This is a genomic window from Solwaraspora sp. WMMD1047, assembly GCF_029626155.1.
Classification (GTDB): domain Bacteria; phylum Actinomycetota; class Actinomycetes; order Mycobacteriales; family Micromonosporaceae; genus WMMD1047.
The window spans coordinates 5,803,132-5,822,021 of sequence record NZ_JARUBL010000001.1; the positions used below are offsets into that span (position 1 = coordinate 5,803,132).

15 protein-coding genes and 2 riboswitches are annotated in these 18,890 nt (G+C 74.3%); of the genes, 3 read left to right on the forward strand and 12 right to left on the reverse strand.

All coding sequences use genetic code 11. The annotated features are described in order from the left end of the window. Window positions 1-114 precede the first annotated feature (114 nt). From O7627_RS26455 to O7627_RS26475, 5 genes are all read right to left on the reverse strand, one after another. A complete protein-coding gene (locus O7627_RS26455; RefSeq protein WP_278096176.1) occupies window positions 115-1,728 on the reverse strand; it encodes a CotH kinase family protein in 1,614 nt (537 codons plus the stop codon). Beyond that, entirely contained in the window at window positions 1,728-2,405 is a 678-nt protein-coding gene (locus O7627_RS26460) for a DUF4956 domain-containing protein (RefSeq protein ID WP_278096177.1), read from the reverse strand. Before O7627_RS26460 ends, O7627_RS26455 begins: the two co-directional genes overlap by 1 nt. A 3-nt stretch (window positions 2,406-2,408) precedes the next feature. Continuing rightward, the gene (locus O7627_RS26465) at window positions 2,409-3,260 is read right to left on the reverse strand and encodes a polyphosphate polymerase domain-containing protein (protein ID WP_278096178.1); all 852 of its coding nucleotides are present in this window, start codon (window positions 3,258-3,260) and stop codon (window positions 2,409-2,411) included. A gap of 100 nt (window positions 3,261-3,360) precedes the next feature. After that, window positions 3,361-4,626 (reverse strand): serine hydrolase, encoded by a 1,266-nt coding sequence (locus O7627_RS26470; protein ID WP_278096179.1) that lies wholly within the window; start codon window positions 4,624-4,626, stop codon window positions 3,361-3,363. A gap of 75 nt (window positions 4,627-4,701) precedes the next feature. Next, the gene (locus O7627_RS26475; RefSeq protein ID WP_278096180.1) at window positions 4,702-6,291 is read right to left on the reverse strand and encodes a phospholipase D-like domain-containing protein; all 1,590 of its coding nucleotides are present in this window, start codon (window positions 6,289-6,291) and stop codon (window positions 4,702-4,704) included. 121 nt (window positions 6,292-6,412) lie between these two features. Here O7627_RS26475 and O7627_RS26480 point away from each other — a divergent pair, with 121 nt between their 5' ends. Further along, window positions 6,413-7,810 carry an acyl-CoA synthetase gene (locus tag O7627_RS26480; RefSeq protein WP_278096181.1) on the forward strand — a complete coding sequence of 466 codons (1,398 nt, stop codon included), beginning with the start codon at window positions 6,413-6,415 and terminating at the stop codon, window positions 7,808-7,810. 49 nt (window positions 7,811-7,859) lie between these two features. On the opposite strand, the gene O7627_RS26485 is transcribed toward O7627_RS26480, so the two are convergent. From O7627_RS26485 to O7627_RS26500, 4 genes are all read right to left on the reverse strand, one after another. Continuing rightward, a complete protein-coding gene (locus O7627_RS26485) occupies window positions 7,860-8,717 on the reverse strand; it encodes a helix-hairpin-helix domain-containing protein (protein WP_278096182.1) in 858 nt (285 codons plus the stop codon). A 143-nt stretch (window positions 8,718-8,860) separates the two neighbouring features. Beyond that, window positions 8,861-9,226: a hypothetical protein gene (locus O7627_RS26490; RefSeq protein WP_278098443.1), complete on the reverse strand. Its 366-nt coding sequence runs from the start codon at window positions 9,224-9,226 to the stop codon at window positions 8,861-8,863. 49 nt (window positions 9,227-9,275) lie between these two features. Continuing rightward, window positions 9,276-10,073: a CbtA family protein gene (locus O7627_RS26495; protein ID WP_278096183.1), complete on the reverse strand. Its 798-nt coding sequence runs from the start codon at window positions 10,071-10,073 to the stop codon at window positions 9,276-9,278. 15 nt (window positions 10,074-10,088) lie between these two features. After that, entirely contained in the window at window positions 10,089-10,283 is a 195-nt protein-coding gene (locus tag O7627_RS26500; protein WP_278096184.1) for a CbtB-domain containing protein, read from the reverse strand. Between the two features lie 32 nt (window positions 10,284-10,315). Next, window positions 10,316-10,489: riboswitch (cobalamin riboswitch) on the reverse strand. A 72-nt stretch (window positions 10,490-10,561) separates the two neighbouring features. Between O7627_RS26500 and O7627_RS26505 the strand changes: the two genes are divergently transcribed. Then, window positions 10,562-11,410, forward strand: coding sequence for a cobalt-precorrin-6A reductase (locus tag O7627_RS26505; protein WP_278096185.1), 849 nt, complete (start codon window positions 10,562-10,564; stop codon window positions 11,408-11,410). Here the strand turns inward: O7627_RS26505 and O7627_RS26510 are convergent. The 3 genes from O7627_RS26510 to O7627_RS26520 are packed head-to-tail and all read right to left on the reverse strand — an operon-like array spanning window position 11,311 to window position 14,929. Next, complete coding sequence (locus O7627_RS26510; RefSeq protein WP_278096186.1) at window positions 11,311-12,960, reverse strand: precorrin-2 C(20)-methyltransferase; 1,650 nt, start codon at window positions 12,958-12,960, stop codon at window positions 11,311-11,313. The genes O7627_RS26505 and O7627_RS26510 overlap by 100 nt on opposite strands. Then, a complete protein-coding gene (locus tag O7627_RS26515; protein WP_278096187.1) occupies window positions 12,957-13,610 on the reverse strand; it encodes a precorrin-8X methylmutase in 654 nt (217 codons plus the stop codon). Before O7627_RS26515 ends, O7627_RS26510 begins: the two co-directional genes overlap by 4 nt. After that, window positions 13,607-14,929 (reverse strand): precorrin-3B synthase, encoded by a 1,323-nt coding sequence (locus tag O7627_RS26520; RefSeq protein ID WP_278096188.1) that lies wholly within the window; start codon window positions 14,927-14,929, stop codon window positions 13,607-13,609. Before O7627_RS26520 ends, O7627_RS26515 begins: the two co-directional genes overlap by 4 nt. A gap of 66 nt (window positions 14,930-14,995) precedes the next feature. Beyond that, window positions 14,996-15,121: riboswitch (cobalamin riboswitch) on the forward strand. Between the two features lie 79 nt (window positions 15,122-15,200). Between O7627_RS26520 and cobN the strand changes: the two genes are divergently transcribed. Next, window positions 15,201-18,881: a cobaltochelatase subunit CobN gene (cobN, locus tag O7627_RS26525; protein ID WP_278096189.1), complete on the forward strand. Its 3,681-nt coding sequence runs from the start codon at window positions 15,201-15,203 to the stop codon at window positions 18,879-18,881. Window positions 18,882-18,890: the final 9 nt, after the last annotated feature.

Genomic DNA, 18,890 nt, shown 5'->3' on the forward strand with positions numbered 1-18,890 from the left:
GAACCTGCCTTCCGTCGAGGCCGGCCACCCCCGTGGCGGCCGGCGCTGATCGTGACTTGACGATCGCGCGCCGACCCGCACGGTGTCGATTACGCCGCAGGTAACGGCCGTCGGTCAGGCTCCGGTGATCACCTCGTCGTCGCGCAGGCTCTCGGTGCGCTGCTGGACCAGGGTGCGCAGCTGTTCGGCGTCGGCGGTCACGGCCACCGCGTCGTACCCGTCGACGGTCGCCAGCACGGCGGTGATCTCGTCCAGCGCGGCGAGCGCCCGGCCACTTCCGTAGAGCTCCTGGTACAGCTCCCGGTAGGCGTTCTCGTAGACGTCGGTGAAGGCCTCACTGGCCAGGAAGCGCTCCTTCAGGATGTGACCGGCCCGCATGCCACCCTGGCGGTCCCCACCACCCGGCTGGTCGCCCTCAGGCGGCCGGGAACGCTGGAGACCCGCTGGCGGCTCGGCACCCTCCGGTAGCTCGAAGCCTTCCGGCGGCTGGAACCCCTCGGGCGGGGTGCCCTGCTGGTTCTCGCCGTCCGGTGCCGTCCGCATGCCACCCGGGCCGCCCATCCGGCCCGCGTCGTGCGGGCCGTGGTCGGCGCTGCCGCTGAAGGTGAGGTTGTGGTCCCAACTGATGACGCTGAACTTCCGGGTCTCCAGGTCGTACCAGAGGTAGTAGTTGCGACCCGGGCCGGCCATGTCGTCGAAGTTGAGCAGCAGGTTCTGCATGGCCACGTAGCGGGCGAACTGCTCGACGTCGACCCGTTCGGCGAGTTGCGCGTCGAACTCCTCGTCGCTGGCCCCGTTCACCCACTTGATCAGGTCGATGACCGGTTGCAGGTCCTGGCTGCCGGTGAGGTTGATCTGGTTGAAGTCGTCCTGGTAGTCGATCGGGTCGTCACCCTGGTCGGTGAACTGGCTGGTGCTGCGTGACTTGTAGAGCACACCGGTGGCGTCCATCTGCTCGGCATAGTTCTCATCCGGATGCTCGACGATGAGCCGCGCGGTGGTGGGCCGGTCGTTGACCGTGAACGACGAGTACGCGTACCGCTGGGTCCGTTCGCCGCTGGTGTCCAGCAGCGACAGGGCGAGCGCCTCGTTGAGCACTGTGGAACCGCCACCCATTCCCCCGACCCGGACAGCGATCTCCTGGTGTCCCTGATACCGGCGGCCCTCGACGAACTCGTCGAAGCTGATCAGCCACGGCAGCGTCTCCGGCTCCTCGGCGGCCAGCCCGGCCCGCCCCGGGCCGCCGCCGCGCTCGGCGCCGTCAGGCGCCCCGCCCGCTCCGGTGCGCTGGCGGGTCTGGCCGTCGCGGGTCAGGCCGGACAGCGTCGAGTTGCCCTTCAGCCGGATGCCGACGCTCGGCACCATCACCCCGTCGATGGTGAGGTCCGCCTCGACGTACTCCTTCTCGCCGTCGTCGAAGAAACCGTCGAGCATCCGCTCGTAGTCCGCGTCCCGGAAGGTCAGCGAGATGGTGTGCGCGACACCCGCGTCGAAGAGGTCCCGGTCGCCCGCGAGGTCGACGGTGACCCCGCCGCCGCCCCGGTCGCTGCCGCTCGTCACGTACGGCCGGACCCGGGCGCTGCCGAACACCACGGTCAACACCACGACGAACGCCACGCAGACCGCGAGCAGCTTCCAGTGGTGCCGGATCCGCACCGGAATCCGGCGCCGAAGCCGCCGGGCCAGACCGGGTCGGCGCGCAACCCCATCGGGTACGCGGGCAGCCATCACAGGTCCGTCTGGTCGTAGCCGGTGAGCACGCTCACCCGCTGGCCGTAGGTCCGTTCGCTCAGCGCCGCGATCAGCTCGCCGGGTTCGGTGCCCTTCTTCAGCCGCACCGTGTACATCAGCTCGGTGAGCGCGCCGCCCCGGATCGACTCCATGCTGACCAGCTCGAACTCGGAGGTGAGCCGCAGCAGCACGTCGGAGATGTCGCCGGTGTGGTCCGCGTCCGGCGGCACCTGCACCTTGACCACCTGGCGTTGCACGTTGAGGGCGAACCAGTTGAAGCGGTACATCACCACGATGATCAGGCTGATCGAGACGGCGGCCACGACCGCCAGGGTGTAGAACCGGGTGCCGCAGGCCATCCCGACGCCCATCACCAGGAAGATGAACCCGACGTCGCGGGTCTCCTTGATGGCGTTGCGGAACCGCACCACCGACAGCGCGCCGACCAGCGCGAAGGCGCGGGCGATGTTGGAGCCCACCACCAGCATGATCAGCGAGATCAGCATGCCGAGGATGACCAGCGTCTGCACATAGGACTGGCTGTACGAGACGTTGCGGTGGGTGGCCCGGTAGATCCAGCCGATGATCGAGCTGAGCACGAACGACAGCGCCAGCGCGGCCGCGATGTCGCCGACGCTGAACGTGCCGGAGAGATCCTCAAAGGGGATGTCCATCGGTCATGCCTCGTTTCGGGTGACGGACGGCGTGCGCACACCGGCGGGTTGGTGGGTCGGGCCGACGGGATCGTCGTCGGGGACGTGGAAGACCGAGCGGGGAGCCCGACCGAACGCCTCGACGCTCTGGCAGTACTTCGAGACCCGGACCACGGCGAGGTTCGACCGGGCTGCCAGGTCGGTGAGCCAGTACGGCACCCGGTCGTTCGCCTTGACCTCCAGCACCGACCGGGACGGCGGGATGATGAACCGGTTCTCGGCGTCGGCGCCCAGGTGGAAGTCGCGGTCCCGGCCGCGTACCCGGTGGTCGAGGGTGACCCGCAGGCCCAGGTCGGCGTCCCGGCCGACGAACGCCTCCCGCTGGTACCCGGTCATCGCGGTGGCCCGCAGGTCCAGTCCGGAGACCAGGCCGAGCACCTCCTGCACGAAGGCGCGTTGGGCCGGCGGGTGCTCGACCATCGACCAGCCGTCGCAGAGCTGCCGGGCCAGCCGGTACGGCAGCGGCACCCGGCGCTTCTGGGTCACCCGGTTGACCCGCTGCTTGATCTCGACGTACACGGTGGTGTCGTCGGTCAGGTCGAACCGGTCGCCGTAGTGGCGGATCCGTAGCTTGCGCCGGAACCGCAGCCCTTCGATCTTCTCCCAGTAGAACCGCAGCCGGGTGGTGTCGTAGTAGACGCTCCACACCCCGTAGCCGACACCGGCACAGTGGCTGTCCGGGCTCAGTCGGGCGGCGAGCGCGGCGCGCAGCGCCGGCACCGCCGCCGTCCCGACCGGGTACTTGATCTCGTACCGGTTGAAGGCGTGCAACGGGCTGGGACCGCGCAGGGCGTGGCCGGTGTCAACGGGCGGCACGTGCTCCCCTCTCGTCTCGACGGTGTTCCCGGTCGAGACAAGCGGGCGCAGCTCAGAACGTGCCCTGAAGGAGCAATGAATTCGCTGTGTACGGCAGCTGTCAGGCCCGTGACCGGGTCGCGCGGCGACGGTTGCCCCGGTAGCCGCGTCGCCGCCGGGTGGACCGGACCGCCGCCGCGACCATGGTGGCCGCGAGCAGCACCGCCAGGCCGGCCACGACCAGGTGCCACCAGCCGGGTAGCAGCGGGCCGCCGTCGCGTACCCGGGCCGGGGCCGGCACCGCGCGGGCCGGCGGTGACGCGGCCTGCTCCTGCGCCCGCTCCTGCTGCGCGATCTGTTCCGGGGTGACCAGGTCACCGACGGCGGCGTCGGCGGGCAGGGCGAATCCCCAGTCCAGCAGGGCCGCCGCCTGCTGCCAGCTGCGCAGCGGTCGGGCCTCGGCGCCGAGCAGCGTCACCACCAGCCGGCGGCCGTCGCGTTCGGCGGCGCCGACGAAGCTGTGCCGGGCCAGGTTGGTGAAGCCGGTCTTGCCGCCGATGGTCCCCGGATAGTTGAGCAGCAGCTGGTTGTCGTTCTGGATCTGGAAGCCACGCGGGTCGCGGGGCGGCTGGGCGGGCATCTGGGCCCGCTCGGTGGCGACGTACCGGCGGAAGTCCGCCCGGTCGAAGCAGACCCGGGCGATCAGCGCGAGGTCGTACGCGCTGGTGAACTGGCCCCGGCCGTCCAGCCCGGAGGGGGTGACGGCGTGCGTCTCGTACGCGCCCAGCCGCCGCGCCTCGGCGTTCATCGCGGCCACCCCGCCCTTCGCGCCGGCCGCACCGCCGCCGAGCCGGGCCAGCGTGTTGGCGGCGTCGTTGCCGGAGTTGAGCATCAGCCCGAGCCAGAGCGTCTCGATCCGGTAGCGGCCGCCCTCCAGCAGTCCGACCGCCGAACTGCCGGGCTCGATGTCGAGGTCGGAGCGGACGATCTTCACGGTCTGCTTGGCGTCCAGCTTCGGCAGCATCGTCGCGGCCAGCAGCAGCTTCTGCACGCTGGCCGGGGTGGCGTACTCGTGTGGTCCGCAGCCGCCGAGTACCGCACCGGTGTCCAGGTCGGCGACGAGCCAGGAGGTCGCGGTGAGCGCGGGCGGCGCCGGTGTGCCGGGCGGCACGATCAGGCCGGCGGTGTCCATCCCCTCGCCGCCGAGCACCGGTTTGTCGGGGTCGGGCGCCGGTGGCTTCGGCCGGGGCGGCCGGTCCGCGGGCGGGCTGATCTTCGGGGCCGGGCACGGCCGGACAGCCGGACGGTCCGTCGGGGTGGCCGGCTGCACTCCCGGAACGGCGAGCACGGCGGTGACCAACGAGGCGACGAGGACGCGTCCGCTCATGTCGACCGACATTAGCCGGCCGAGCGGAGATCGTCATTATCAGCCCGACCCGGGATCACCCGGGCATCCCGTCCGTCACCAGGTCCGGTCCCGGCGGTGCCGCCAGGGCCGGCCGTCCGGGTCGTAGAGGAGCCGGTAAGGCAGCACCGCCCAGGCCCGGGTGAACGCCGACAGCCGCTCCGGCTCGTGCCGGCGCAGCCGGCCCGGCGGGCGCGGCCCGACCTGCCCACCGTCGTGCCAGGCGTCCAGCGCCTCGGCCGCCGCGAGGACGGCCCGCACCGCGCTGTCCGGGTCGATCAGGTCGGCGTCCTCGCCACCGGCCGGGTCGCGGTCCAGATGCTCGCGCAGCAGGGTCAACCGCAGGTCCCGGGCGAACCGCCGGGCGCCGTCGCCCCGCCCGCCGGGATCGGTCGGCTCCCGCTCGTCGGCCTCGGTGTCGAGCACCGCACAGGACAGCTCGCTGTCGTGGGTCCAGGACCGCCGGTTGAAGTTGTCGCTGCCGACGCTGGCCCAGACGTCGTCGGCCACGCACACCTTCGCGTGCACGTAGACCGGCCGGCCAGCGTGATTCTCGACGTCGAAGACGTGCACCCGGTCACCGCCGGCCTGCCGGCAGGTCTCGATCGCCTGCCTGCGGCCGATCTGGTTGGGCGGCAGCGCCAGCCGGCCGTCCACGTCCGGGTAGCGGGGCACCACGACGATCAGATGCAGCTCCGGGTTGTCCCGCAACGCGTCGGCGAACAGATCGGCCACCTCGGTCGACCACATGTACTGGTCCTCGAGGTAGATCAGCCGGCGGGCCCGCCGGATCGCCTTGGTGTAGCCGCGCGCCACCGTCCGCTCACCGTCGGGCGCGAACGGGTACGGGCGCGGCTTGTTCGGGTAGGTGCGCAGCACCTGCACGGTGTGCGGGCCGCACGGTGGTGGTGGCGGCAGCTCGGGCGGCAGCTTGTCGGCGGTCACGTCGGTGCCGGTCAGCCGGTCCCAGAGCGCGGAGAGCGGGTTTCCCCAGCTCAGCGCCGTCGGGTCGGTCCAGCGTTCGCGGAAGGTGAGATCCAGCGCGCCGACCACCGGTCCGCGCAGCTCCAACTGCACGTCGTGCCAGGGCGGCCGGTCGCCGTACCGGGGTGACATCCGGACCGCCTGCGGGTCGCCGTGGTGCTCGGTGTCGTCCCGGCGGCTGTGGCACAGGTCGATCCCGCCGGCGAACGCCACGTCCCGCTCGGGCCGGCCGGGGTGCCGCAGCACCACCAGCTTCTGGTGGTGCGAGCCGAACCGGCGGACCCGCTGGTCGAGCAGCACCTCGCCGCCGTCGTCGGCCACGTCCTCGGCCAGATTCCGGTTCTCCTCGGCGCTGTACTGCAGCTTGTCGAAGTGGGAGCGCCAGATCAGCCCTTTGACGACCACCCCCCGCCGGGCTGCGGCCGAGAAGAGCTCGCCCACGGTCGGGCCGTCCGGGCGCAGCCGCTCGTCGGGATCGCCCCGCCAGTCGGTGAAGAACAGCCGGTCGCCGCGTTCCATCGTCTCGACCACCTCGACCAGCCGGTCGAAGTACGCCACACCATGTACGTGCGCGGTCACCAGGTTCCCCGGGCACCGGACCGGTATGTCCGACGCGGGGTTGTCCCGCTCCTCGGCGGTCAGCAACCAGTCTTCGTCAGGCACGAGGCGGTCAACCTCCAGCTAGGGGGCGTTCCACCCCACCGTACGAGTCGTCGACGCACGCCGCACGGCTGGCAGGATGGTGGCTACCGGCCGGTGGCCGGTCACATCGACGGGAGACGCGATGCTGTTGCCGGCCCTGGGGCCGACGGCCCCCGACCAGTCAGCCGCGATCCGGGTGGGCGACGAGACCGCCTCCCGGCTGTGGCTCGCCGAGGCCGCCGCCGGCGTGGCCGCCCGGATCTCCGGAGCGCCGGCGGTCGCCGTCTGGGCGGACGCGACGCTGGCCACCGTCGCGGCGGTGACCGGTGGGCTGCTGGCCGGGGTTCCGGTGGTGCCGGTGTCACCGGACTCCGGGCCGCTGGAACTCGATCACATCCTCACCGACTCCGGCGCCGCGCTGCTGCTGGCCGACCGGCCACCGGAGCACGCGGTGCCGGTGCCGGTGGAACCGGTCCGCGCGGCGGCGGGCGGCCGCGGCGGGCCACCCCCCGAACCATCGGGTACGACCCCAGCGCTGATCCTCTACACCAGCGGCACCACCGGGCCGCCGAAGGGCACCGTCCTCAGCCGGGACGCGATCGCCCACGACCTGGACGCCCTGGCGCAGGCGTGGGCGTGGACCCCCGACGATGTGCTGGTCCATGGCTTGCCGCTGTACCACGTACACGGGCTGGTGCTGGGGGTCCTCGGCGCGTTGCGGACCGGCTGCCGGTTGGTGCACACCGGCCGACCCCACCCCGACCGGTACGCGGCGGCCGGCGGGACGCTGCTGTTCGGCGTACCGACGATCTGGTCGCGGATCGCGGCCGACCCGGCGGCGGCGCGGGCGCTCGCCGCCGCCCGGCTGCTGGTCTCCGGCAGCGCCGCCCTGCCGGTGCCGGTCTTCGAGCGGCTGCGGGAGCTGACCGGCCACCGGCCGGTGGAACGGTACGGGATGACCGAGACCCTGATCACGCTGAGCACCCGGGCCGACGGCGAGCGGTCGCCGGGCCGGGTCGGCCTGCCGCTGTCCGGCGTCGGCGTCCGGCTGGTCGACGACGACGGGCGGCCGGTGCCGGCCGACGGTGAGTCGATCGGCGAGCTGCAGGTGCGCGGGCCGACGCTGTTCACCGGGTACCTGGGCCGGCCCGACGCGACCGCCGCCGCCTACACGCCGGACGGCTGGTTCCGCACCGGCGACGTGGCCATCCTCGAACCGGACGGCCAGTACCGGATCGTCGGCCGGGCGAGCATCGACCTGATCTCCAGTGGCGGGTACCGGATCGGCGCCGGCGAGATCGAGGACGCGCTGCTGTCCCACCCGGCCGTCCGGGAGGCCGCGGTGGTCGGCGAGCCCCATCCCGACCTGGGCCAGCAGATCGTGGCGTACGTCGTCGGTGATCCGGTGCCGGACCAGGAGCTGATCGACTTCGTCGCCACCCGGCTGTCGCGGCACAAGCGGCCGCGCCGGGTGCACCTGGTGGCGGACCTGCCGCGCAACCAGATGGGGAAGGTGCAGAAGAGCCGGCTGCTGCCGTGAGCCGGTGGGCGGGTCCGGTCCGGACCCGCCCACCGGACGTCAGGTCGGGTCAGGAGGCGGCGGGCTCGCCGTCGAGCGCGGCCGCCGGCGCGCCGCCGCCGGCCAGCACCCGGGCCTGCTGCGGCCAGGTCGGCAGGCTGGCCACGGCCCGCATGCCCGCGCTGCGGACGGTCGACCGCAGCTCCGCCTCGTCGAGGTCGGCGAGCTGCTGGTAGGTGCGGATGCCGGCGGCGTTGAGCGCCGCGGCCATCTTCGGTCCGATGCCCTCGATCCGGCGCAGGTCGTCACCGGCCCCCTCGCCCGGCCCGGCAGCGGCGACCGGCTCGGGGACGGCCACCGGCTCAACCGGCTCGGCAGCCGCAACCGGCTCGGCAGCCGCGACCGGGGCAGCCGGCCCGGCCGGCTCGTCGGCGGCGATCGGCTCGGCCGGTGCGATGGGCGCCACCGGCTCGGCGGCCGGCACCGGCTCGGGCTCGGGCTCGCCGGCGGTGTCGAGCACCGCCGCGTCGGGGGCCACCGGCTGCTCGCCGAGCGTCGGCGCCAGGGTGGCCGACGCGGGCGGCTCGTCCTCGACCGCTGCCGGCTCCGGCCGGTCCACCACGGCCGTGCCGCCCGGTGGGTCGGCCGGCGTCGCCGGGCTGAGCGAATCGGTCGGCGTCGCCGGGCTCGGCGGGGTGAGGGCGACGGGCTCGGCCAGCTCCGGCGCCGACAGTTGCTCCACAGTGGATGGATCAGTGGTCGGGGCACCGGCGACCGGCGGGACCGGGCTCACCTCGGGCGCACCGGCCTCCGCACCGGTGGGTGCGGCGGCACCGGCCGGTTGGCGGCCCCACAGCAACCACCCACCGCCCAGACCGAGCAGCAGGGCCAGTAGGAACAGCAATGTATGTCCGGCGGACCACGCCACGGCAGACCTCCTGAGGGGGGAATCGGTCAGGTGTGAAGTGCGGGATTGTACGAGAAAGACTCGCGCAGCCTGCCACACCGCTCCCAACCCGTACAGGCAGCCGGGCCGTGGCGGCCGGACCGGTCACACCGGCTCACCGAGCGTCAACGGCCGGCTCCACCCCGTCCCCGCAACGGTCCCCACCGCGGCGCCGGCATGACGTGCGGGCGCAGGCTCGGCGGCAGCGGCGCCGCGCCGGGGCCGCCGGCCCGCACCCAGTCCGCCACCGCCGCCAGGACCACCGGGTCCAGCACCTCGGCGAGCCACACCGGACGCGCGCCAGCCCGCCGGGCCGCCGGGGTCGGCTGTACCACCAGGACGTTCGACCGGTCACAGACGTTCAGGCACTCGCTGCGCCGCACCCGGTCCGCCGCGCCGACGCCGTGCCGCAACTGGTCGAGCTGTCCGTCATGGTCCACCTGCGGGTGCTTGCGTGCGGTGCCGCAGCAACAGCCCCGGCACAACGTCAGCACGCAGCCCAGCGGCCGACCGGGCGGCGGCGCCACCCCGCCCGCCGGATCAGCCGGCGGCCGGTGGGGCCACCGTGGCCGGGTCCGGCGTCGAGCCCGGGTCCGTCGCTGTACCCGCGCCGCCGCCGGCCGCCGTGCGCGGCGTCAGCAACAGCCCGAAGGCGAATCCGAGACCGGCCCACAGGGTGGCCAGCTCGGCGATGGAGGCGAGCCGGAACTCCCAGAGCAGCCCCGCGGGCACGTCCGCCGGCACCAGATCGGGAGTCGCCGGCCAGGCCACCAGGACCAGCAGGTTGCCGAGCACCCCGGCCAGCACCGCCCCGGCGGCGGCGTGCGACCCGGACCAGCCCCGGCCGGCCAGCCCGTCCCGGACCAGGAACGCCAGCCAGGTGAAACCGACCGCCGCGATGATCAGGCTGAAGTACTGCCAGGTGCGGGTGGTCACCGTGGCGGGGTCGCCCACGCCGGGCGGATTGGCCGGGTATTTCAGCGCGGGTAGCAGAGAGACGGCCACGAAGCCGCACCCGGCCAGTACCGCGGCCCGGGCCAGGTCGGTGCCGCCCGGCAGGCGGTGCCGGACCCGGGCGAAGACCACGGCCAGCACCAGGCCGAGGCTGACCGCGACCAGCACCGCCGCGACCATCCCGCCAACCACCTGCATGGCACGGCCGACCAGCTCATGCTCGTGGCCGCCGGGTTCGCCGGCGGAGCGCGCCTCCTCGACCACCAGCGCAGCGTCGATGGCGGGTTCGACCAGGAGCAGGGCGACGAGGGCAGCCAGCAGCCCGGCGATCAGGCCGGCCAGCAGGCCCCGGCGCAGTACGAAACCAAGCGTCAGAGTCCGCATCGGAGCGCCCCGGGCTCAGTGACAGGGCACGCCGAGCGCGTGGCGCCCGTCGTGGGTGAACTCGTGTACGTACTCGGCGTAGCTCGCCAGCACGGCGCCGTTCTCCTGGAGCACCAGGTAGACGACGGCGACGGCGAACGCGACGGCGAGCCAGGCCAGGGCGGGCACCCGGATCGGCGCGGTCGCGGCGGGCACGGTGACAGGGGGCATCGCGGTAATCCTCTCGTCCATTCCTCGTGGCGATTACCTTGCTGTGCCGCGGCCGGTCTCCTGGCTCCCGGATCACCGCGCCCGTCCAGCCTTCCCAGATCGGCATCGACCCAGTGGCGGAGCGGACGAGCACTCCCCGGTCACAGTGGCGAGGACCACGCCGGATTCACACCGGCTTCCCGAACACCGCGGCTCTGGCAGCGTAGCCGCCGGTCAGCCCCCGCCACAATGGTCGGGCCAGCCCGGCCGCCGGCCCACGGGTGTGCGATGGTGCCCGGATGAGCACCCGGGTCCTGATTCTGGGCGGCACGGCGGAGGCCCGCGAGCTGGCCGCCACGCTGGTACCCCGGCCGGACGTGATGATCATCTCCTCGCTGGCCGGTCGGGTACGCGATCCGCGGCTGCCGGTGGGCGCGGTCCGGATCGGCGGGTTCGGTGGTCCGGCGGGGCTGGCCCGGTGGCTGGCCGAGCAACGCATCACCGCCGTCATCGACGCCACCCACCCGTACGCGGCCCGGATCCGGACCGCCGCGGTGGTCGCCGCCGCCGAGGTGGGCGCCGCCCACCTGCGGCTGGAACGTCCGGGATGGACGGCGCAGCCGGGCGATCGCTGGCACCGGGTGCCGGGCTACGCCGAGGCCGCGGCCCTCCTGCCCCAGCTCGGGCGGCGGATCTTCCTCACCACCGGCCGGCAGCACCTGGCCGAATTCACCGGCCGGTCCGAGCTGTCGTTCCTGGCCCGGTTCGTCGACCCGCCGGACGAGCCGGTCCCGGCCAACGTCCGGGTCCTCCTCTCCCGGGGCCCGTACGACGCCGCCCGGGAGGCCGAACTGCTCCGCCGGCACCGGATCGAGGTGCTGGTGACCAAGGACAGCGGCGGTTCGCTGACAATCGGCAAGCTGACCGCCGCCCGGGAGCTCTCGCTACCGGTGGTGATGATCGACCGGCCACCGCCGGACCCGGCCAGCCGGCCGGCCGATGTGGTCTCCGATGTCGCCGGGGCACTCGACTGGCTGGCCCGGTCCGCTCAGCCGGCCGCCGCGGCCGGGCCACCATCCGGCACAGCCGGGCGGTCGGCGGGCACCGCCGGACCGCCTGCCGGCACTGCCGGGCCGTCGGCGGGGTAGTCGCGGGGCGTCCAGACCACGGCGGTACCGTCCGGCCGCCGGGTGACCCGGGTGGTCGACGAGCCGATTATCAGCAGGCAGCGCATGTCCACAGTGTCGGGATCGAGCCGGCCGAGCTCCACCAGGGTGACCGACTCGGTCGGCCCGCCGACGTCCCGGGCGACCACCACCGGGGTGCCCGGGGCCCGGTGCCGCAGCAACAGGTCACGGGCGGCGGCCACCTGCCAACGCCGGCTCGCCGAGGCCGGGTTGTAGATCGCCATCACCAGGTCGGCCGAGGCGGCAGCGGCAAGTCGGGCCTCGATCACCGGCCACGGCTTGAGCCGATCGGAGAGCGACAACACCGCGTAGTCATGGCCGAGCGGCGCGCCGACCCGACTCGCCGCCGCCTGGGCCGCGGTCAGCCCCGGCAGCACCCGGACCGGCACCCGGGCGAACCGATCGTCATCGGCCGCGACGGCCAGCACCGCGGTGGCCATCGCGAACACCCCGGGATCGCCCGAGGAGACCACCGCGACCCGCGACCCCGCCAGGGCCAGCTCCAACGCGTGCCGGGCCCGGTCGGCCTCGACCTGGTTGTCCGAGGTGTGGCGGTGCTGCCCGGGCCGGCGCGGAACCCGGTCGACGTACGGCCCGTACCCGATCAGATGCTCGGCCTCCCGCAGTGCCCGCGTCACCTCCGGCGTCCGCCAGCCGGGACCGGCCGGCCCCAGACCGACCACCACGACCTCGCCGCGGTCCGGCGGCTTCCCGGCCGGCGCCGCGTCGTCCGATCCGGCGGCCACGGCGGCGTTCCCCGGGCCGGCGTCCGCGGCGGTCGCGGCCGCGCTCGCCGGGCTCGGCACGATCGCGATCGAGAAGTACGGCACGGCCGCCGGATCGACCTCCGCCAGGGGCAGCTGCCGGGACCGGTTCGTGGTGGCCCGCTCGACGTACCATGCCTCGTCGAGCCGACCCGCGTCGGCCAGCGCGGTGCGGACCTCCCCGAAGGTCCGACCCAGCTTGAGTACGGCCGCCGCGTCGGTGCCGTCCAGCCGGCGGGCCAGCTCGGCGGCGGGCAGCGTGCCGGGGAGCACGGTCAGCACCTCGTCGCGTTCCACCAGCGGCCGGCCCAGCACCGCCGAGGCCGCGCTGACCGAGGTCACCCCGGGCACCACCTCCGCCGGGAACCGGTGTGCCAATCGCTCGTGCAGGTACATGTAGGAGCCATAGAAGAGCGGGTCACCGGCACAGAGCACCACCACGTCCCGGCCGGCCGCCAGGTGCCCGGCCAGCCGCTCGGCGCTGCGGTCGTAGAACTCGGCGATCTCCGCCTCGTAGCCGCCCGGGTGGTCGGTCTCCTCGGTGGTCACCGGATAGACAAGGGCCTCCTCCACCTGTCCGGGACGCAGGTACGGCGCGGCGATCGACCGGGCGATGCTGCGCCCGTGCCGGGCCGAGTAGTACGCCACCACCTCGGCTGCGCCGATCAGCCTGGCGGCCTTGACGGTGAGCAGCTCGGGGTCGCCCGGCCCGACGCCGACCCCGTAGAGGGTGCCCGGCCCGCTCACTCGGCCACGCTCGCGATGGCGTTCACCGCGGCGGCGGTGATCGCGCTGCCGCCCCGCCGCCCGTGGACCACCAGGTACGGCACCCCGGCGGGGTGCCGGGCCAGCGCCAGTTTGGACTCGGCGGCGCCGATGAAGCCCACCGGTACGCCTACGATCACCGCCGGCCGGGGCGCACCCGCGTCGAGGAGTTCGAGGAGCCGGAACAGTGCGGTGGGGGCGTTGCCGATCGCCACCACCGCACCGTCGAGCCGGTCGAGCCACAGCTGGAGCGCGGCGGCGCTGCGGGTCGTGCCGAGCCGCTCGGCCAGCCCCGGCACGTCGGGGTGTCGCAGCGTGCAGATCACCTCGTTGCCGGCCGGCAACCGGGTCCGGGTGATGCCGGCGGCGACCATCGCCGCGTCGCACAGGATCGGCGCCCCGGCGGCCAGCGCGGCCCGGCCGCGCCGTACCACGTCCGGGGCGGCGGCGATGTCGTCGACCAGGTCGACCATGCCGCAGGCGTGCACCATCCGCACCGCCACCTGGGCCAGGTCGATGGGGAGCCGGGCCAGGTCGGTCTCCGCCCGGATGGTGGCGAACGAGCGGCGGTAGATCTCCGCCCCGTCGCGGACGTAGTCGTAGTCCGGTCCGGCCGGGGGTGGGGCGCTCACCGGGGCGTCCTCGCCTGGGCGACCCGCTCGGCCAGCGGTCCGGGCGGCGGTGGGCCGCCCGGGGCGGTCACCGCGTAGCCGTCCCCGGTCGCCACGGCCACCGCAACCGGGCCGGCCGGCAGACCGCACCGCCGCTCGCAGCCGGCCCAGTGCATCCGCAGCCGGCGCCCGGCCGCCGAACCGCCGAACGACTCGCCGCCGGTCGGCTCGCGGCCGTCCGGGACCGGGCCGGCGGCGGCGACCGCCGAGGCGGCGTCGGCCCGGACGTCGGCCAGTGACCGCGCGCAGCCGGGCCGGCCGGCGCAGGCGCTGACCCCGGCCCACGGCGAGGCGGTTTCGACGATCAGCCCGGCCGCGTCCATCCGGGCCAGCAGGCCCATGACCGGTTGCGGCCCGGCGTCGGCCACCACACTCCGCCACGGTGTCACCACGAGCGACCCACCCTCCACCTCGGCGGAAATCTCCGCGAGCAGCCTGGCCTGGTCGGCCCGGAGGCGGCCCAGCCGCGCGCCGGCCACCACGCAGAGCCGACCGTACGGGGCGGCCACCGCCCCCGGAGCCGGCGCCGGGTCATCGGTGATCTCCGGCACCCGCCCGGCGGGCGCCGCGAGCGCCCCGGCCGGGCGGTCGGCGCTCGCCGCCGCGAGTGTTTCGGCGAGCCGGGCCGGGCCGCCGGACAGGTCGGTCACCCGCCACACGGCGGCCGGCTCCGGTTCGGTGGCGCGCAGCCGGAGGAAGCCGTGGGCGGCGGCGACGAGGCCCGGCACCGCCCGGACGATCGGCATCCGCAGTCCATGGTCCCGGCCGGCCAGCAGCAACGCGCCGGTGTCGGCCCGCCAGCACAGATCGGCGCCCAGACCGGCCACGTCACCCCGCCCGTCGTCCAGCGCGAACAGGAACCGCCCGCTCAACGCCGCCAGTGCCGGCTCGGCCCGCACGGCCCGGTCGAGCGCGCGGACCAGTTCCCGGATGTCCGGCCGGCCGGCGCCGTCCCGACCACTCAATGGTGAGGCGAGGATGTTGCGGACCCGCTCGTGGGTGGCGGTGGGGAGCAGCCCGGCGCCGGCGAGCCGGTCGGCCAACCGGGCCGCGGCGCCACCCGGCGGGATGCCACGGATCTGCAGATTCGCCCGGGATGTGAGTTCCAGCGTGCCGTCGCCGTACTCCGCCGCACAGTCGGCCACCGTCCGCAGCTGCGCCGGATCGAGCTGCCCGCCTGGCAGGCGTACCCGGATCAGGCCGCCGTCGGCGGCCTCGTGCACCCGCAGCGCGCCGGGGCACCGGTCACCGGCGGAGCGAGGCGGCACGACGTCGGGCATGGCGACATCGTAGAGTCGGGCCACCGGCGCAACCCCGCGCCGGCCCAGCAGCACGCGGTGGACACGGAGGAACCCGGTGTGAATCCGGGGCGGTCCCGCCACTGTCACCGGGGAGTGACCCCCACGCGAGACCACGGCTCGACACCGAGCCGGAAGGTCGGGGCGAGCGTCGATCCGGGAGCCAGGAGACTCCGGCCAGCGCGCACGACGACCACGGGCGCGGACCCGGGGAGGAGTCACCCATGCTCATCGTTGCCGGCCGGGTCACGGCATGATCCTGCTGCTCTCCACATCGGACACCGATCTGCTCAGCGCGCGGGCCAGTGGCGCCGACTACCGGCTGGCCAATCCGGCCCGGCTGGAACGCGGTCCGGCCGACCTGCCCGACCTGCTCGCCGGCGCCGACCTGGTGCTGGTTCGCATCCTCGGCGGTTACCGGATGTGGTCGGAAGGGCTGGACGCGTTGCGCGCCAGCGGCGTACCGGTGGTGATGCTCGGCGGTGAGCAGACCCCGGACGCGGACCTGATGGCCCGCTCCACGGTGCCGGTCGGCACCGCCGCCCAGGCGCACGCCTACCTGGCCCAGGGCGGTCCGGACAACCTGCGGGAGCTGTTCGGGTTTCTCTCCGACACGGTCCTGCTGACCGGGTACGGCTTCGCGCCGCCGGTCGAGCAGCCGAGCTGGGGTCTGCTGCCGCGCGAGCCGGCCGGCCCGGACGGGCCGGTGATCGGCATCCTCTACTACCGGGCGCACCAGATGAGCGGCAACATCGCCTTCGTCGAGGCGCTCGCCGACGCGGTCGACGGCGCCGGCGGCCGGGCGCTGCCGATTTTCTGCGCCAGCCTGCGCAATCCCGAGCCGGAGCTGCTGGCCACGCTCGGCCGGGCCGACGCCCTGCTGGTCACCGTCCTGGCCGCCGGCGGCACCCGGCCGGCCGACGCCGCCGCCGGCGGGGACGACGGCAGCTGGGACGTCGGCGCGCTGGCCGCCCTGGACGTCCCGATCCTGCAGGCACTCAGCCTGACCGCCAGCCGGTCCACCTGGTCGGCGAGCGACGACGGTCTCTCCCCGCTGGACGCGGCCACCCAGATCGCGGTGCCCGAGTTCGACGGCCGGCTGATCACCGTTCCGTTCTCGTTCAAGGAGACCGACGCGGACGGGCTGCCCCGCTACGTGGCCGATCCGGAACGGGCCGGCCGGGTCGCCGGGATCGCCGTCCGGCTCGCCCGGCTGCGGCACACCCCGCCCGCCCGGCGCCGGATCGCGCTGGCGCTGTCGGCGTACCCGACGAAGCACGCCCGGGTCGGCAACGCGGTCGGGCTGGACACCCCGGCCAGCGCGGTCGCGCTGCTGCGGGCGATGGCCGCCCAGGGGTACGACGTCGGCCCGACCGAGGGACCGGACGCGCTACCCGGCCTGGTGCCCGCCGACGCGCCGCCTACCGACTCGCCGCCCGCCGACGGGCACGCCGCGGCTCCCGCGCCGGACGGGGACCGGCTGATCCATGCCCTGATCGCGGCCGGCGGCCACGATCAGGAGTGGCTGACCGAGGAGCAGCTCGCCGGCAACCCGGTGCGGATCCGATTGGCCAGCTACCTGCGCTGGTTCGAGACGCTCCCCACCGAACTGCGCGACGCGATGACCGAACACTGGGGGCCGCCACCGGGCGAGCTGTACGTCGACCGGTCCCGCGACCCGGCCGGCGAGATCGTGCTGGCCACCCTGCGGGCCGGCAACATCCTGTTGATGATCCAGCCACCCCGGGGCTTCGGCGAGAACCCGGTGGCCATCTACCACGACCCCGACCTCCCGCCGACCCATCACTACCTGGCCGCCTACCGCTGGTTGGACACCGAATTCGGCGCGCACGCCGTGGTGCACCTGGGCAAGCACGGCTCGCTGGAATGGTTGCCCGGCAAGACCGCCGGCCTCTCCGCCGGCTGCGGCCCGGACGCCGTCCTCGGCGACCTGCCGCTGATCTACCCGTTCCTGGTCAACGACCCGGGCGAGGGAGCACAGGCCAAACGGCGGGCGCACGCCACGATCGTCGACCACCTGGTGCCGCCGATGGCCCGCGCGGAGAGCTACGGCGACATCGCCCGGCTGGAACAACTCCTCGACGAGTACGCGAACATCGCCGCGATGGATCCGGCCAAGCTGCCCGCCATCCGGGGCCAGCTCTGGACCCTGATCCAGGCCGCCAGACTCGACCACGACCTCGGCCTGGAGCAGCGCCCACACGACGCCGAGTTCGACGAGTTCCTGCTGCACGTCGACGGCTGGCTCTGCGAGGTCAAGGACGCCCAGATCCGCGACGGCCTGCACGTGCTCGGCGCCGCCCCGACCGGCGAGGCCCGGGTGAACCTGGTGCTGGCGATCCTGCGCGCCCGGCAGGTCTGGGGTGGACAGGCCGGCGCGGTGCCGGGCCTGCGGGCCGCGCTCGGCCTGGCCGACGCGACTTCAACAGATGCCGCGACCGCCGAGGTGGATCGGGTGGAGGAGCTGGCCCGGGCGCTGGTGCTCGCCATGGAACAGCGGTCCTGGGCGGTGGACGCGCCCGAAGCGGTGGCCGCGGCCGTCCTCGGCGAGGACGATCCCCGGGCCGCCGACGCGGCACGGGTGCTCACCTTCGCCGCCACCGAGGTGGTCCCCCGGCTGGCCCGCACCACCGACGAGATCACCGCGCTGCTGCACGCGCTCGACGGTGGCTACGTGCCGGCCGGCCCGAGTGGTTCGCCGCTGCGCGGCCTGGTCAACGTGCTGCCCACCGGCCGCAACTTCTACACCGTCGACCCGAAGGCGATCCCGAGCCGGCTGGCCTGGGAAACCGGCCAGGCGATGGCGGCGTCCCTGCTGGAGCGCTACCGCCGGGACACCGGCGACTGGCCCCGCTCGGTCGGCCTCTCCGCCTGGGGCACCTCCGCGATGCGCACCGCCGGCGACGACATCGCCGAGGTGTTCGCCCTGATCGGGGTCCGACCGACCTGGGACGAGGCGTCCCGCCGGGTGAACGGCTTCGAGGTCATCCCGACCGCCGAACTGGGCCGGCCGCGCATCGACGTGACCGTCCGGATCAGCGGCTTCTTCCGGGACGCCTTCCCGCACCTGCTGCTGCTGCTCGACGACGCGGTGCGGGCGGTGGCCGCCCTGGACGAGCCGGACGAGGTGAACTTCCTCGCCGCGCACGCCCGCGCCGACACCGCCCGGCACGGCGACGAGCGCCGGGCCACCATCCGGATCTTCGGCTCCAAGCCGGGCGCGTACGGGGCCGGGCTGCTGCCGCTCATCGACAGCGGCAACTGGCGTGACGACGCCGACCTGGCCGAGGTCTACACGGTCTGGGGCGGCTTCGCGTACGGCCGGGACCTGGCCGGGCGGGCCGCTCGGCAGGACATGGAGAACGCGTACCGGCGGATCGCGGTGGCCGCCAAGAACGTCGACACCCGGGAACACGACATCGCCGACTCGGACGACTACTTCCAGTACCACGGCGGCATGATCGCCACCGTCCGGGCGCTCACCGGTCAGGCGCCCCGGGCGTACGTCGGCGACAGCACCAGCCCGGATGCGGTCCGCACCCGGACCCTGACCGAGGAGACCGCCCGGGTGTTCCGGGCCCGGGTGGTCAATCCGCGCTGGCTGGCGGCGATGCGCCGGCACGGCTACAAGGGGGCGTTCGAACTGGCCGCCACCGTGGACTACCTGTTCGGGTACGACGCCACCGCCGGTGTCGTGGCCGACTGGATGTACGAGCAGCTCGCCGAGGCGTACGCGCTGGACCCCGAGAACCAGGACTTCCTGCACCGCTCGAACCCGTGGGCCCTGCGCAACATCATCGAACGGTTGACCGAGGCGGCCGACCGCGGTCTGTGGGCCAAACCCGACCCGGCCACCCTCGCCGCGCTGCGGGATGTCTACCTGCGCGTCGAGGGCGACCTGGAGGACCGCTGAGCAGCTCCC

Excerpts from the sequence above, each read along its gene's own strand:
- O7627_RS26520 (WP_278096188.1), bottom strand. The coding sequence starts at position 14,929 with ATGCCCGACGTCGTGCCGCCTCGCTCCGCCGGTGACCGGTGCCCCGGC.
- O7627_RS26505 (WP_278096185.1), top strand. The coding sequence starts at position 10,562 with ATGAGCACCCGGGTCCTGATTCTGGGCGGCACGGCGGAGGCCCGCGAG.
- O7627_RS26470 (WP_278096179.1), bottom strand. The coding sequence starts at position 4,626 with ATGAGCGGACGCGTCCTCGTCGCCTCGTTGGTCACCGCCGTGCTCGCC.
- O7627_RS26460 (WP_278096177.1), bottom strand. The coding sequence starts at position 2,405 with ATGGACATCCCCTTTGAGGATCTCTCCGGCACGTTCAGCGTCGGCGAC.
- O7627_RS26480 (WP_278096181.1), top strand. The coding sequence starts at position 6,413 with ATGCTGTTGCCGGCCCTGGGGCCGACGGCCCCCGACCAGTCAGCCGCG.
- O7627_RS26455 (WP_278096176.1), bottom strand. The coding sequence starts at position 1,728 with ATGGCTGCCCGCGTACCCGATGGGGTTGCGCGCCGACCCGGTCTGGCC.
- O7627_RS26500 (WP_278096184.1), bottom strand. The coding sequence starts at position 10,283 with ATGCCCCCTGTCACCGTGCCCGCCGCGACCGCGCCGATCCGGGTGCCC.
- O7627_RS26495 (WP_278096183.1), bottom strand. The coding sequence starts at position 10,073 with ATGCGGACTCTGACGCTTGGTTTCGTACTGCGCCGGGGCCTGCTGGCC.
- cobN (WP_278096189.1), top strand. The coding sequence starts at position 15,201 with ATGATCCTGCTGCTCTCCACATCGGACACCGATCTGCTCAGCGCGCGG.